Here is a 12,849-nt window from a genome sequence, read left to right on the forward strand (position 1 = left end):
CTTGGACCGAGCTTGCAAGCCACATCCCCCTACCCGTACGACGCCCGGCACCACTCCGTGGTTCGCCACCGGGTGAGCGAGTGCGGACGGAAGCGTGATCGACGTGACACCCGGTACAAATAAGAGAGTTGCACAACGTGCCGACGGGGGAACGATGCCGGAGAAGGGCCTGCTGGGCGAGTGGCGCCGCCTGATCCAGGCGGCTCCCACGATCTTCTTCTGGTACACCCGTCTCTCCGGGATCCTGTCGCTGTTGGCCTGGGTCTCCTATGGTCTCATCCTTGAGATAGCCGACATCTGGGCGCTGCGCTGGATCGGCTACCTCGGATGGTTCCCCAGTGTGCCCGTCGGGCTCGTGTGGATCCTGCTGTCGATGGGGGTGCGGCGGCGCAAGAAGGCCGCCTGGCGCATCCTCGTCCTGATCTTCTGCCTGCCCGCCGCACTCGGTGTCACGGCCGTCCTCACCACCCTGTTCGACCCCGAGAAGCCCACCCCCGTGGGCCTGATCGTCACCGCCTGCGTGTACCTCGCCGTGCTCGGGCTGCTCGTCTCGGCGCGCGGCCAGTTCACCACGCTGCCCGACCGCGCGAACCGGCGGCTCGCCGCCATCGTCTTCACCTGCCTGCTGGTCGTGACCTGCGGGATCGGGACGTTCCTGGTCACCGTCACCGACCGCCAGAGCAGCGGCGACTTCTGGACGCACCCCGTCTACGCGATCATGCAGACGGTGCTCGGGCCGCGCGTCACGGGCAAGCCGATCGACGTGTCCGTCCCGTTCTACGTGGACGTTATCCTGTGGGTGCTCGGCACCGGACTCCTCGTCGGGACCTTCTGGGCGCTGTTCAAGCCGGGCCGCCGAGACCCCGTCCTCAGCCCGCCAGAGGAGCTCGCGGCGCGCGCGCTGCTCGCCGAGTACGGCGAGCAGGATTCGCTCGGCTACTTCGCGCTGCGCCGTGACAAGGACATCATCCTCGCACCGAACGGTAAGGCGGCCATCGCTTACCGGGTGGAGGGTTCGGTCTCGCTGGCCAGCGGCGATCCGCTCGGCGACCCCGAATCCTGGGATCAGGCGATCGAGGCGTGGCTCGGCGAGTGCCGCGCGCACGCGTGGATCCCCGGCGCGGTCAGCGTCGGCGAACGCGGCGCGCACATCTACCGGCGGCACGGGTTCGACGCGCTGGAACTCGGCGACGAGGCGATCGTCGACCTCACCGACTTCAACCTGGACGGCCGCGAGATGCGCCAGGTCCGGCAGGCCGTCCGGCGTGTCGAGCGGGCCGGCTACACCGTCCGCATCCGGCGGCACTCGCAGATCCCGGGCTGGGAGATGGCCAAGCTGATCCGCAGCGCGGACGCCTGGCGCGGCGAGGAGACCGAGCGCGGCTTCTCGATGGCGCTCGGCCGGCTCGGCGACCCCACCGACGGCCGCTGCGTGATGGTCGAGGCGTTCGACGCGCAGGGCGAGCTACGCGGCCTGCTGAGCTTCGTCCCGTGGGGCCGGACGGGCCTGTCGCTCGACCTGATGCGCCGCGACCGGCGCGCCGAGAACGGCCTGAACGAGTACATGGTCGCCAAGCTCGCCGAGAAGGCCGCCGCGGTCGGCGCGCAACAACTCTCGCTGAACTTCGCGATGCTGCGCTCGGCGTTCGAGCGCGGCTCGCAGATCGGCGCCGGACCGGTCGCGCGGGCCTACTACCGGTTCCTGTCGTTCGCGTCGAAGTTCTGGCAGCTCGAATCGCTGTACCTGGCCAACGCCAAGTACCTGCCGCACTGGCGCCCCCGGTTCATCTGCTACACCCAGGGACGCCACCTCGTCCGGCTCGGTCTCGCCTACGCACGCGCCGAGGGATTCCTGCCGAGCTTCAATCGCCCCACGTTCGACCGCGCGGCCTCGATGGTGCCGTCCATGGACCTGGTCGAGCGGATCAAGGAGATCGAGGAGGCCGCCGACGCCGCCCGCGCGCCGCAGCGCCGGCTGTCGGAGCAGGAGCGGGTCCGGCACGCCAAGCTGGAACAGATCCGCGCCTGCGGCATGGAGCCCTACCCGCTGTCGTTCGAGCGCGCCGACTTCGCGTCCGGTATCCGCGAACGCTTCCCCTGCCTGCCGCCCGACACCCACACCGGCGAACAGGTCGCCATCGCCGGACGCGTGGTGCTGGCCCGCGAGCACGGCCGGCTGATCTTCGTCACTCTGCGGGACGAGACCGCCGACCTCCAGGTCATGCTGACCTCCGACGCGCTCGGCACCGAGTCCCTCGGGCACTGGAAGTCGCTGATCGACCTCGGCGACCAGGTCGGCGTGTCGGGCGAGGTCGTCACGTCCCGGCGCGGCGAACTGTCGGTTCTGGCCGACGCCTGGCAGCTCACCGCCAAGTGCCTGCGCCCCCTGCCCAACAAGCGGTCCGGGCTGTCAGACCCCGAGGCCCGCGTCCGGCAACGCTATGTCGACTTCATCGTCAACGACGATGCGCGCCGGATGCTGCGGATGCGCGGGGACGCGGTGGCCGCCGTCCGGGACGCGCTGCGCACCCGCGGCTACCTCGAAGTCGAGACGCCGATGCTCCAGCCGATCCACGGCGGCGCCGCCGCCCGCCCGTTCACCACCCGCATCAACGCCTACAACATGCAGCTCTACCTGCGGATCGCCCCCGAGCTGTACCTCAAGCGGCTGCTGGTCGGCGGCGTCGGCCGCGTGTTCGAGCTGAACCGCAACTTCCGCAACGAGGGCGTGTCGCCCAAGCACAACCCCGAGTTCACGATGCTGGAGGCGTACGAGCCGTACGGCGACTACGACACGATGGCCGCCCTCACCCGGTCCCTGGTCGTGGACGCGGCGGAGGCGGCCCTCGGCACCACAGTCCTCGTCCGGGACGGCATCGAGTACGACCTGGCACAGCCGTGGGACGAGATCACCGTCTACGAGTCGGTGTCCAAGGCACTCGGCGAGGAGGTCACGCCCGACACCCCCGCCACGACGGTGCGCGGGATGGCCGAGCGGTCCGGGCTGAACACCGACCCCGCGTGGGGACAGGGAAGGCTCGTCCAGGAGCTGTTCGAGGCACTGGTCGAGGAGCGGTTGATGGCGCCGACGTTCGTCCGGGACTACCCGGCCGAGACCTCCCCGCTCACCCGGCCGCACCGCGCCGACCCCCGGCTCGCCGAGAAGTGGGACCTCATCGTGTTCGGGCTGGAACTCGGCACCGCCTACTCCGAGCTGATCGACCCGATCCTGCAACGGCGGCGGCTCACCGAGCAGTCGCTCCAGGCGGCCGGCGGCGACCCCGAGGCCATGGAACTGGACCAGGACTTCCTGCGCGCGCTGGAGTACGCCATGCCCCCGGCGGGCGGCATGGGCATGGGCATCGACCGGCTGCTCATCACCCTCACCGGCCGCAGCATCCGCGAAACGATCCCGTTCCCCCTGGTCCGGCCCGGTTCTTGATCAGAGCGTGCGGGGGGCGCGGTGGTAGCCCTGCTCGGCCAGCCATCGGCGGGCCAGGCCGCGGCGGGCGTCCTCCCCGTCCGGGAGGTCGCCGCCAGAACGACCGGCCCCAGCGAGGCATCCCGCTGGGGCCGCCGTGACCAAGCATCCGCGGTGTCTCCTAAGGGAGCGGTCTACGGCTGCTTGATCTGGACGCGGAAGATGAACTCTCCCCACAAGTGGACCGGGCCGCGATGCCAGGACACCTCGACTACGCGTCCGCTCGTGTCGTAGGCGACGTGGTAGAGCTCGAAGACCGGCTGGTCGTCCTGGATGTCGAAGTACTCTTGCTCTTCCCCTGTGGAGGGTCGCGACAGCGTCAGGTACTCGTCGGCGTGGATCTCCTCGTGGCCGAGATCCCTCATCGTGGTGAGCATCCCGCCGGTTGGCTGGGTGAGGTCCTCCAGTTGCGTGCCGAAGGCGATGTCGCCCGGGATGTAGGACGGCGCCTTCTGCACAAGCGTGTCGTCGGCGTACATATCGCGATCACGGACCAGAACCTGGGCGTCCGCGTCGATGCCCAGGAACTCGGCGATCCTGGGGGGCGGTACCTCTCGGCGCACGCTGGTCTCTGAGCGCGGCGTCATCCCTTGACGGCGCACCTCAGCGGCGAACCCGCCGCGATCCTCGATGCGCTTCGCCTCGTTGTACCGGTCGCGTGCGTCCCTGGTGATCTGTGGCATGTAGGTCACCTTCGTCTTTCGTCCTTGCCCCAGGCTGAGCAGACCTTGTCTGCGTAATCCCTGGAGCGCGCGGTTGATCGTACTGTCACTCACTCCGAACTCGGCCGCGAGCGTGCGCTGACTAGGGAAATCCGATCCTCTTGGGTACGGCGAGTTCTCTCGGAGGATCCGGTCTCGCAGGACTGCCGCGATGTCGTTGGCGCTCAGACCCGCCATGCGTCTGATTCCTCCACCTCTCGTGTGATTCCTCCGCCTCTCCGGCAACCTCCCCGATCAGTTGCGTCAAACATTCACTCAGTGGCCGAACTGATTGAAGCTCATGCCGTTCTTACAAGGCTCGTTGACCAGTCTGTTCGGGGCCAGCACTCTGAGCAACACAGTAAACGTTTAAGCAGTGAAGCACATCCCGGTGATCCTCACCAGAATCTCCCCAATCGGAGTCCCTGATGTCCTTCGACCAATTCCGTAGACGTGATGATCTTCAGACTGGCCCGCCCGACCATCTCCCCCCTTCCCCCAGCACCCGCCTGAAGGTCCCGCCGGACGGTCAACTCGACCCTCCGCAACCTGAGACGGTGCGACCGTACGACGTGGAAGTCACATGGCTTGAGGCCGTGGTGGAAGCGCTCGATGCGCTCGGCCAGTTCAACACCTCGATCATGCAGCCGTACGGCAGCGGAGCCCCGTTTCTCCGCGTCGTGGGTCACGGGGGAGCGCGGTTGGCCGAGACCATCCGCGTCCGACGCGTCACCGGGGACGACTCCGTCCGCGGCGTCTGGTCGTGGGACGAGGACGTGGCGGGCGAGGGTGACCCGTTGGAAGCGGCGAAGGCGATCCACAGAGTGACCTGCCCGAGGATGTGAGCGGGCCCATGGGCATGCACGAAAGGCCGTCGCGCGCCAGTGTCGAGGAGCGCCGCCTTCCGTCACCTCCTCGCGAGGTGGAACAGGGGCGTGGCCCCGTGACCGCTATCCCCCAGGGCGAGCGGCTTACGTTCCTCGTGCGCTTGGCCGAGGCGTTCGCTCCCATGACTGGTCTGCTGACGAGGTTCTCCGTCATCGGGGGGTTGCTGGTCCTCACGGTGACTCGCCTGGACGCGCCAAGGCAGACCGTAACGATTGGATGCCACTACAGCCAGGACGGCGCGTGGTGGCTCTACAACATCCTCACGAGCGAGCTCATCCGGCCAGCGAACGACTTGAGCGCAGCCGCACATCAAATCAGAAACGACATGGAAAGGGAAAAGCGGCATGACTCCGGCGAACTCCGGCTTTCCTCGTAAGCAACGCGGCAGGGTGGCAATCGTCAACGACCTTACCGACGATGGCTGTTGGATTGGAGCAAACAAAGCGGGCGAACCGGAAATGGAGGTGCTCGTCAAGGACCTTCAGGGGCCGGACGCCTCGCAGGGTGCGGAGTTCACGCACACGTTGGCCAGCCTCCTGCGCGGGCAGAAGATCATTGCCGAGAGGGTCGAGCCGCTGCGGGTGCGGGTGGCGAAGGAGGCGAACTCGCGCGGTGTGCACATCGAGTGCCGCCGCCGACCCGACGACGCTGACCGCTGGTGGTTCACCTGGGGTGGCGGCGTCTGGATGTGTGAAGCCGACAAACCGAACGACGCGGTGGTGCAGGTGAAGGCGGCGCCGCGCACGGTTGGGACACCCCGATGACGACGGAGGGCACGGGCCGGGGGCAGGCGGAGGGTTACCCCGTGGTGAAGCTCGGGCTCGTGGCGAAGGTCAACCACATCGACTCGGGCTCCTGGATGACTGCTCACTTCGCCGTGCTGCTGTCCGGCGCGAATGCCCGTGCGCTCGGCCGATGGGCGAAGGCCGGCTTCCTGTCCTCTCGACAGGAGAAGCCGGGCGCGCCCCTGCGGTACCTCAGACCCGAACTTGTGGTTCTTTCCGCGCTGCGTCCGGGGAAGGAACCCCTCACGCTCTACATCGTGCGCCAGCACGTCCGCCAGAGGGACGGACAGGCGAAGTGAGCCACGGACCTGGCCCGATGGGCTACCAAGCGAGCACCCTCAGCATGAGTGCCGTGGCGGCAATAGCCTTCTACGACGAGTTGGAGAACCAGGGCATCAGGAAGACGCGGGCCGCGCTGATCGCCGCCTACGCGGAGGAGGCGGCTTGCCCAGCGCTGGGCGATGAGGTGATGCGTCCCGCTGACGAGGCCCTGACGATCGCGGTCGAGGTGGTGACGAGGGCGTTCGACAACGCCATGCGCGTGCACGGGGTGCCCGAACGGTCCATCGGCACCATCGCGGCCACGGTGCGCACGGACATCGAACAGGTGGTCGCCACGCACATCGACCGCCGCAGAAGACTCAGCGAGTCACCCAGCGACGTCCCGGGTCAAGAGGGTGAGGCGGGTGAGGGGACCGAGACCGGCTGACCTCTCAACGGAGCAGCCCACATGACGAGTATGTCCGGCGGGCGTGGGGTTCTGGCGCCGCGCCTGTGGGGGCGGGGCCAGAGCCCCTACTAGCTCCCGGACGGGACAAGGACTCCCGGGGCACTCCCGCCCGGCCCGGCTCGGACCGACACTGGAAGGGTGAGCGCCCCGGCCCACCCCAGTACAGGCCCATCGGGGCGACCGAGCGCGGCGAGAGGCGTCGTGACCGAGTGACTCAGGAGCAGTCACATGACCGTCACGTTAGACATCGTCAACCAGCTCGGCAAGGACCCGCGCGAGCTGATCCCGGCCCCGGCGTTCACCCTCCTCGTGGAGGACTTCCGCAAGGCCACGCACGCCAGCCATGACTACTGTCAGCGCGTCGTCGCCCAGAACCTGGTCTTCCTCAAGGCGGTGGGCGACATCCGCCGCGCCGAGCGGCATGACCCCCGCAACTACATCCGCATCGTGCCCACGCCGCCGGCGGATGAGGCGTGGCACCTGAGCCTCCAGCGGACGGAAGTGTACGTTCCCATGAGCTACCTGTTCGCGCAGTCGTTCATCCACCACAGGCCGGTCATGGACGATGACATTCGCTCCGGCGCCGCCCTGGCCCGCACCATCCCGCAACTCCACCAGACCGGCTACTTCGTCGATCCGGAGTTCTGGGACGGAGAGGCCGGGACGAGCTGCTGCCCACCCGAATGCAACGACCAGGGCGCCCGGGACTGGCGCACTCTGGTGGACTGGGGCGGGTTCCTACCCCAGGACACTCCGCTGACCATCCGTATCTGAACTGAAGAGGGGCGCGCGTGCGTACCGACTGGACCGACCTGCCCGAGGCTCTGCGAAGCGAGATCGAGGCCAAGACCGGCCCGATCGAGCGCATCGTCCCGGCTGCGCAGGGAAACCACGCCGACATCGCCGCCACCCTGTTCACCAGCGGCGGGCCGGTCTTCATCAAGGCGGCCCGCAAGCTGGAGGACAGGGACGGTCCCGAGGTCATGTCGCTGCGCCGCGAAGCCTCCGTCAACCCCGCCGTGTCCGAGTTCGCCCCCCGGCTCCAGTGGCAGGCCGAGACCGGGGGGTGGCTCGCACTCGGGTTCGACCACGCGCAAGGGCGCCCCGCCGACTTCGCCCCAGGGTCACCCGACCTTGAGGTACTAGCCAAGACCATCAACACCATCCAGAACACCCCGTGCCCGGACGCGGTGCGGCTACTGGTCGAACGGCGCTGGCAGAGGTTCGCCGACGACGTGACCCCGCTTGCGGGCAGCGCCCTGCTGCACACCGACCTGAACGAGGACAACTTCATCATCACCCCCGACGGCCGCGCCTACGTGGTGGACTGGGCGTTCGTGTCGCGCGGGACCGCCTGGCTGGAGCTGGCGTTGCTGATTCCCTGGCTGCTGAAGGCCGGGCATTCGCCGCAGGAAGCCGACGCATGGGTTCGTCAGTTCCCCTCGTGGGGCGCGGCCCCCGCCAGCGACATCGACCTGTTCACCGCAGCGTTCGCTGAGCAGTGGCGCACGGCCAGCCAGACCCGGGCCGACTCGTGGGTCAGGCTGCACGCGCAACTGACGGGACGCTGGGCTGGGTATCGGCTGGTGGGGTGACCATGACCGAGTGGACGCAGTTCCACCCCACGCGAGTCCTGGTGACGCTGGACGGGCACGAGGTGAACATCGACCTGGAGATGGTTCCGCTCGTCCAAGAGCTCTGGCGCCTTGGGTTGGAGACGAAGGTGGCGTGCCAGGACGCCGGTGAAGCCGTCCGGGAGGGCGGGACGCGGGTCGCCGAAGCCGAGCGTGCCCAAGCCTCGGCCCGCCTGATGGGCCGGGCCTGGCTCGTGGTCCGGCTGGAGGACGGACCCACACTCCTGGAGATCTGGGATTCGCTCGGGCGGCCGGACGACTGGGTTCTGCGGCCGGTCAAGAAGGACACCGAACCAGAACGCTGGGTGTCGATCACCTTTCCGCGTCCGCTGATCAAGGCGGCAGCACAGGTGCTCCGCCCCTTGACCGCCTTGGAGCGCAAGTAGCCCACCCGGACGTACCCGGCCCCGGACCTCAAGCGCGCCGGGGCCGGGTTACTCAGGCTGCCGGATAGATCTCGGCGTGCCAGTAGGAGCACCAGCACGGACCGCCCAGTCTCGTCCGCAGGGTCCGCCGTCGGCTCGTCCGCCAGGTCCGCCGCGTGCAGGACATCGCCGCGTACCAGGTCGAGGACGTGCAGCTCGCCGTGGGCCAGCGCGGCGGCGACCGCGCCAAGGTCGGCGGACACGGGAAGGAGCTCGACGATCGCGGGGCGCGGCGTGCCGAGCGCCGCCGCCAGGTCGGCGGCGAGCTCCGCTCGGTCCCGGCCTGGACTCCCCGTGCGGGGAGGGTCGCTCCGTTACGTTGGAAGCCTTTCAACGGGCTCTCCAGAAGGGTTTCTCCATGGCTTCGCATCAGTTCGAGCCGCCGTCGGGGACGCGGGACTTTCTCGCAGCCGATCTGCGTCAGCGCGAGCGGGTCTTTCACGCGGCACGGACGGTGTTCGAGCGGTACGGGTTCGAGCCGTTGCAGACCCCGGCGTTCGAGCGGCTGGAGACCCTGACGGGCAAGTACGGCGACGAGGGCGACAAGCTCATCTTCAAGATCCTCAAGCGGGGTGTGCATGAGGGGTCCGGCGAGGCGGATATGGCGCTTCGCTATGACCAGACGGTTCCGCTCGCGCGGGTGGTCGCGGCCTATGGCAGTCAGCTCCCCACCCCCTACAAGCGGTACGTGATCGGCCCGGTGTGGCGGGCCGACCGGCCCGGCAAGGGTCGCTTCCGCGAGTTCACCCAGTGCGATATCGACGTCGTGGGGTCGGCCTCGCCGCTGGTGGAGGCCGAAGTCGTGTGCGCGGGCGCTAACGCGCTGGATGCGATGGGCGTGCGGGACTTCACGATCTTGATCAACAGCCGCAAGGTGTTGACCGGGCTGATGCAGGTGTACGGCGTCCCGACCGATCGCGCGGCGGGCGTGCTGATCACGCTGGACAAGCTGGACAAGCTTCCGCCGGCACAGGTGAGCGCCGAACTGGTGGAGGCGCGGGGTCTGGACCCGGCGACCGCCGAGAACCTGGTGAACGACGTCACCGCCCAGGACGCGGTGGACCGGATGCGGGCCGAACTCAAGGACAACCCGGAGGGCGCCGAAGGACTCGCCGAGGTTGACCGGCTGCTGGAACTGGCCGGACCGCACGTGGACGAGGACCGCATCCGGTTCGCGCCGAACCTGGTCCGGGGCTTGGACTACTACACCGGAGCGATCTGGGAGGTGATCGCGCCTGGTCTGCCGGGATCGATCGCCTCAGGCGGCCGGTATGACCACCTGATCAAGGCCATGGGCGGCCCGGACGTGCCCGCGTGCGGCTTCCCCATCGGGGTCGAGCGCATCATCGGCGCGCTGGGCGCACCCGACGAAACGACGGACCGTATCGACGTTGCGGTCACGATCATGAGCGAGAACTACGTCACCGACGCCATGGGGTTCGCGCAGGCGCTACGCAGCGCGGGCCGCACGGCTGAGATCTTTCTCGGCTCCACTCGCAAGCTGGGCAAGCAGCTCAAGTGGGCGGCCGACCGCCGCGCCCGTTACGCGCTGCTCCAAGGCGAAAGCGAGCACGCCGAGGAGGCGGTCACGATCCGGGACCTGGAGACCGGCGACCAAGAACGGGTTTCGGTCGGCGACCTCGTGACGGCCCTAGATCGCAAGTTCAGGATCTAGGACGAGCACGCCACGGGCGTCATCGACCGCATCACCACTGTGGAAGCCGACCTCGCCAGCGAGGAGGCCCCGATGCACTGTGACATATGCAAGAAGACGATCACGGCGCTGCTGTACCTGGACGGCTGAGTCGACCAGCGCGGGCCGGCGTCGTCAGGAGAAGCGCGAGTGCTCAGAGTGTGCGGGGGGCGGGGCGGTAGCCCTGCTCGGCGAGCCATCGGCGGGCCAGGCCGCGGCGTGCGTCCTCCCCGTCCGGGAGGTCGCCGCCGGGCGGGACGAGCAGCCAGCGGGTCGGGTCGTAGGTCTCGTCCGCCGGGTCCGCCGTCGGCTCGTCCGCCAGGTCCCCGGCGTGCAGGACGTCGCCGCGCACGAGGTCGAGGACGTGCGGCTCGCCGTCCGCCAGCGCGGCGGCGACCGCGCCGAGGTCGGCGGCCACGGGAAGGAGTTCGACGACCGCGGGGCGCGGCGTACCGAGCGCCGCCGCCAGGTCGGCGGCCAGCTCCGCGTCGCCCGGCGCGTCCCGCGCGTCCAGTTCCGCGAGGCACCTCGCGGCCGGGCCGCGCGCCGCCTCGTGTCCCTCGGCGAGGGCGGCGGCCAGCACGTCGCCCGCGTACTGGAGCACCGGGCCGAGCGGCCGATCGGCCAGCACCGCCAGCCCACCCGCGCCGTCGGCCCGCTGTGCGGCGGCCCGCAGGCGCGCCAGTTCGTCCTCGCCCCACCCGGTCACCCGCCCTTTGTATCGAGTTGACCTGACGATGCGGGGCAAGAGTGAAAAATCACCCAGTCCGGCTGACGAGTCCCTCCAGCACGACGGCGAACAGGTGGTCGTGCCGCGTGCCGATGGACGGGGCCACGTCGGCGATCGATGCGAGCGCGCTGAACAGCGCGAACAGGTCGGTGCCGTCGACATCGGGACGGATGTGCCCGGTCTCCTGGGCGCGCTTCAGCAGCCGCCCTCCGGCGTCCCGCATTCCGGCGCACGAGGCGTGCAGGGAGGAGCTCCCGTCCTCCAGTGTGGCGATCATGGACGCGGCGAGGCCACGGTAGGTGGCGGCGCCCGCGGCGAACTCGCGGAGCCACTCCGCCAACGCCTCGTGTGCCGGGACGTGGGACGCCTCCAGCGCGGCGGCGCGCGCCGCGAGCCGGTCGAAGCGGCTACCGAGCAGCGCCTCCAGTAGCTCCTCGCGGGTCGCGAAGTGCCGGTAGAGCGTTCCCATCCCCACCCCGGCACGGCGGGAGATGTCGCGCAGCGACGCCTGGGTGCCCTGCTCCTCGATGACCGTCCTCGCCACGTCGAGGATGCGCGCACGGTTCCGCCGGGCGTCGACCCGCAGGGCGCGCGGAGCATCGGTCATGCCACGATCCTAGAGTGTGCAGGCCGAAACACCGCTTGCTGACCGTCCGCAGTCATGCGAGAGCGGTCATGCGGACAACGTGGTCGGCGCCTGGGGCGGCGAAGACCAGCAGGCGGGCGGCCTCCTCTTCGACCTCCGACCCGTCCGGCAGAGGCTCGAAGAGCTCGATCGTCAGTTCGGCGCGGCCCTCTTTCCGGTCATGCTGGAGCTTCCAGACGCCGTGGACGCGACCGTCCACGAGAAGGGTGGCCTTGACCCACGCACCGACGCAGACGACCTTGCGCTGCTCCTGCGTCATCAGGCGGGTGCGGTCGGCATAGGCGAGGAGAAGGTTATCCAGGTCGGGCAGGAAACGGACGGGCGCGGGCACGTCGCCGGAGGGCAACGGCATCCCCGGCAGGTCGAACAGCTCGACGCCGTTCTCGTCCCGGAAGACGTCGAGGGTGGGGCGAAGCCGGGCGAAATCGGCGTCCATCCGGCGCAGCCCCGACCACGCCTGGAAGTCCTTCACGGACGCGGGGCCGAACGCGGCCAGGTATCGGTGGATCAGCCGGTCGGGGCTCGGGTCCTGCTCCAGCGGCTTGCCGATCCAGTCCTCCGCCAGGGCGAACGGGGTGGGACCCCGGGTGTTCCACGTCCCGCTGGGCGGCGGGTGGACGACCGCCACCAGCGCTTGCGACGACCAGCCGAGCGCCTGGAGGTCGCGGCCGGGCCAGATCTCGGCGAGCGCCCTGGCGAGCTGGGGCCGGGTGAGCGTGCGGCCGTCGAGGAGCCGGCGGGCCGCGGCGGCGAGTTCGTCCAGGTCCCAGTCCTTGGTGACGCGGCCGAACGCGGCCTGGCGCCCGGCCAGCAGGCTCGGCCGGACGAGCGGGCGGATGTAGCGGAAGTCGTCCGCCGTGGCCACGTGCTGGGTTCCCCGGAGAATCGACGAGCGGACGACGGAGCGGTCGTGGAGCAGGTCGGTGAAATCCCGCTGCTGGAAGCCGGTGAGGCGTGCCCAGAGGCCGAGGTAGGGCAGATTCGGGTCCTGCGCCTGGAGGGCGACGAGGCGTTCGACCGCCTGGAGGGCGGACAGGCCGGAGCGGCTCAGCAGGAGCTGGCGCTCCAGGGTGGCGCGGTTGAGCGTACGGCGGTCGAGCGTGCGCGGCATCGGCCCTCCCAAGAATAGGAACGAA

At 69.4% G+C, this 12,849-nt stretch carries 14 protein-coding genes and 1 pseudogene; 10 read left to right on the forward strand and 5 right to left on the reverse strand.

The features are described from left to right. The first annotated feature begins 154 nt into the window (after window positions 1-154). Window positions 155-3,442, forward strand: coding sequence for a bifunctional lysylphosphatidylglycerol synthetase/lysine--tRNA ligase LysX (gene lysX, locus AMA02S_RS07065; protein ID WP_174550936.1), 3,288 nt, complete (start codon window positions 155-157; stop codon window positions 3,440-3,442). Between the two features lie 173 nt (window positions 3,443-3,615). On the opposite strand, the gene AMA02S_RS07070 is transcribed toward lysX, so the two are convergent. Both AMA02S_RS07070 and AMA02S_RS44905 read right to left on the reverse strand, forming a co-directional pair. Then, entirely contained in the window at window positions 3,616-4,164 is a 549-nt protein-coding gene (locus AMA02S_RS07070) for a UTRA domain-containing protein (protein WP_245667383.1), read from the reverse strand. A gap of 18 nt (window positions 4,165-4,182) precedes the next feature. Further along, a pseudogene (locus tag AMA02S_RS44905) lies at window positions 4,183-4,380 on the reverse strand (GntR family transcriptional regulator); the annotation flags it as partial. A 359-nt stretch (window positions 4,381-4,739) separates the two neighbouring features. On the opposite strand from AMA02S_RS44905, the gene AMA02S_RS07075 reads away from it, so the two are divergent. The 9 genes from AMA02S_RS07075 (at window position 4,740) to hisS (ending at window position 10,319) form a co-directional block, all read left to right on the forward strand. Then, entirely contained in the window at window positions 4,740-5,027 is a 288-nt protein-coding gene (locus AMA02S_RS07075; protein ID WP_084264767.1) for a hypothetical protein, read from the forward strand. Between the two features lie 8 nt (window positions 5,028-5,035). Then, window positions 5,036-5,446: a hypothetical protein gene (locus AMA02S_RS07080; RefSeq protein WP_157430432.1), complete on the forward strand. Its 411-nt coding sequence runs from the start codon at window positions 5,036-5,038 to the stop codon at window positions 5,444-5,446. Further along, window positions 5,415-5,834: a hypothetical protein gene (locus AMA02S_RS07085; protein WP_157430433.1), complete on the forward strand. Its 420-nt coding sequence runs from the start codon at window positions 5,415-5,417 to the stop codon at window positions 5,832-5,834. The genes AMA02S_RS07080 and AMA02S_RS07085 overlap by 32 nt, the downstream gene beginning before the upstream one ends. Continuing rightward, complete coding sequence (locus AMA02S_RS07090) at window positions 5,831-6,154, forward strand: hypothetical protein (protein WP_067453393.1); 324 nt, start codon at window positions 5,831-5,833, stop codon at window positions 6,152-6,154. Before AMA02S_RS07085 ends, AMA02S_RS07090 begins: the two co-directional genes overlap by 4 nt. 53 nt (window positions 6,155-6,207) lie before the next feature. Then, window positions 6,208-6,564 (forward strand): hypothetical protein, encoded by a 357-nt coding sequence (locus tag AMA02S_RS07095; protein WP_157430434.1) that lies wholly within the window; start codon window positions 6,208-6,210, stop codon window positions 6,562-6,564. Window positions 6,565-6,813: 249 nt separating this feature from the next. Further along, entirely contained in the window at window positions 6,814-7,359 is a 546-nt protein-coding gene (locus AMA02S_RS07100) for a glycine-rich domain-containing protein (protein ID WP_067453399.1), read from the forward strand. 17 nt (window positions 7,360-7,376) lie between these two features. Further along, entirely contained in the window at window positions 7,377-8,180 is an 804-nt protein-coding gene (locus AMA02S_RS07105; protein WP_067453402.1) for a phosphotransferase family protein, read from the forward strand. Between the two features lie 2 nt (window positions 8,181-8,182). Then, window positions 8,183-8,605 (forward strand): hypothetical protein, encoded by a 423-nt coding sequence (locus tag AMA02S_RS07110; protein ID WP_067453405.1) that lies wholly within the window; start codon window positions 8,183-8,185, stop codon window positions 8,603-8,605. A 397-nt stretch (window positions 8,606-9,002) separates the two neighbouring features. Continuing rightward, window positions 9,003-10,319, forward strand: a complete 1,317-nt coding sequence (gene hisS, locus AMA02S_RS07115) for a histidine--tRNA ligase (RefSeq protein WP_067453408.1) — start codon at window positions 9,003-9,005, stop codon at window positions 10,317-10,319. 172 nt (window positions 10,320-10,491) lie between these two features. On the opposite strand, the gene AMA02S_RS07120 is transcribed toward hisS, so the two are convergent. From AMA02S_RS07120 to AMA02S_RS07130, 3 genes are read right to left on the reverse strand one after another with little or no spacing between them, the layout of a single operon-like run. Then, complete coding sequence (locus AMA02S_RS07120) at window positions 10,492-11,046, reverse strand: hypothetical protein (protein WP_067453411.1); 555 nt, start codon at window positions 11,044-11,046, stop codon at window positions 10,492-10,494. Between the two features lie 49 nt (window positions 11,047-11,095). Beyond that, a complete protein-coding gene (locus tag AMA02S_RS07125) occupies window positions 11,096-11,674 on the reverse strand; it encodes a TetR/AcrR family transcriptional regulator (protein WP_218004867.1) in 579 nt (192 codons plus the stop codon). Between the two features lie 52 nt (window positions 11,675-11,726). Beyond that, the gene (locus tag AMA02S_RS07130; RefSeq protein ID WP_067453413.1) at window positions 11,727-12,824 is read right to left on the reverse strand and encodes a winged helix DNA-binding domain-containing protein; all 1,098 of its coding nucleotides are present in this window, start codon (window positions 12,822-12,824) and stop codon (window positions 11,727-11,729) included. Between the last annotated feature and the right edge of the window lie 25 nt (window positions 12,825-12,849).

It is taken from the genome of Actinomadura macra NBRC 14102, assembly GCF_001552215.1.
Classification (GTDB): domain Bacteria; phylum Actinomycetota; class Actinomycetes; order Streptosporangiales; family Streptosporangiaceae; genus Spirillospora; species Spirillospora macra.

What these genes read in the sequence shown, in the direction of transcription:
- lysX (WP_174550936.1), top strand. Translation starts at nt 155, where the DNA reads ATGCCGGAGAAGGGCCTGCTGGGCGAGTGGCGCCGCCTGATCCAGGCG.
- AMA02S_RS07070 (WP_245667383.1), bottom strand. Translation starts at nt 4,164, where the DNA reads ATGCCACAGATCACCAGGGACGCACGCGACCGGTACAACGAGGCGAAG.
- AMA02S_RS07080 (WP_157430432.1), top strand. Translation starts at nt 5,036, where the DNA reads ATGGGCATGCACGAAAGGCCGTCGCGCGCCAGTGTCGAGGAGCGCCGC.
- AMA02S_RS07085 (WP_157430433.1), top strand. Translation starts at nt 5,415, where the DNA reads ATGACTCCGGCGAACTCCGGCTTTCCTCGTAAGCAACGCGGCAGGGTG.
- AMA02S_RS07090 (WP_067453393.1), top strand. Translation starts at nt 5,831, where the DNA reads ATGACGACGGAGGGCACGGGCCGGGGGCAGGCGGAGGGTTACCCCGTG.
- AMA02S_RS07100 (WP_067453399.1), top strand. Translation starts at nt 6,814, where the DNA reads ATGACCGTCACGTTAGACATCGTCAACCAGCTCGGCAAGGACCCGCGC.
- AMA02S_RS07110 (WP_067453405.1), top strand. Translation starts at nt 8,183, where the DNA reads ATGACCGAGTGGACGCAGTTCCACCCCACGCGAGTCCTGGTGACGCTG.
- hisS (WP_067453408.1), top strand. Translation starts at nt 9,003, where the DNA reads ATGGCTTCGCATCAGTTCGAGCCGCCGTCGGGGACGCGGGACTTTCTC.
- AMA02S_RS07125 (WP_218004867.1), bottom strand. Translation starts at nt 11,674, where the DNA reads ATGACCGATGCTCCGCGCGCCCTGCGGGTCGACGCCCGGCGGAACCGT.
- AMA02S_RS07130 (WP_067453413.1), bottom strand. Translation starts at nt 12,824, where the DNA reads ATGCCGCGCACGCTCGACCGCCGTACGCTCAACCGCGCCACCCTGGAG.